This window comes from Bacillus timonensis (genome assembly GCF_000285535.1).
Lineage (GTDB): Bacteria > Bacillota > Bacilli > Bacillales > Bacillaceae_L > Ferdinandcohnia > Ferdinandcohnia timonensis.
This window is the reverse complement of record NZ_CAET01000096.1, coordinates 1-502: the sequence shown is the minus strand read 5'-3', so window position 1 is coordinate 502 and position 502 is coordinate 1. Positions and strand designations below refer to the sequence as shown.

The 502-nt window shown below is 46.6% G+C and carries 1 protein-coding gene; it reads left to right on the top strand.

All coding sequences use genetic code 11. The annotated features are described in order from the left end of the window. The first annotated feature begins 233 nt into the window (after positions 1-233). Entirely contained in the window at positions 234-434 is a 201-nt protein-coding gene (locus BTHG_RS27165; protein ID WP_222860368.1) for a hypothetical protein, read from the top strand. Positions 435-502 lie beyond the last annotated feature (68 nt).

Genomic DNA, 502 nt, shown 5'->3' with positions numbered 1-502 from the left:
ACGCAAATATCAACCGGGAGACGCAAATCCGGTGGTGAAAAGACGCAAATATCAACTGGAAGACGCAAATCTGATGGGAAAGACGCAAATATCATCTGGGAGACGCAAATCTGGTGAAAATGACGCAAATATCAACCGGAAGACGCAAATCCGGAGGAAAAGACGCAAATATCATCCGGGAGACGCAAATCTGATGGGAAAGACGCAAATATCATCCGGGAGACGCAAATCCGATGGGAAAGACGCAAATATCATCTGGGAGACGCAAATCCGATGGAACAGACGCAAATATCATCTGGGAGACGCAAATCCGATGGAAAAGACGCAAATATCAACTGGAAGACGCAAATCCGGTGAAAGTGACGCAAATATCAACCGGGAGACGCAAATCCGGTGGTGAAGACGCAAATATCATCCGGAAGACGCAAATCTGATGGGAAAGACGCAAATATCATCTGGGAGACGCAAATCTGGTGAAAATGACGCAAATATCAACCGGGAG

Bases quoted from the DNA above. Each gene is read 5' to 3' on its own strand.
- BTHG_RS27165 (WP_222860368.1), top strand. From the start codon at position 234: ATGGGAAAGACGCAAATATCATCTGGGAGACGCAAATCCGATGGAACA.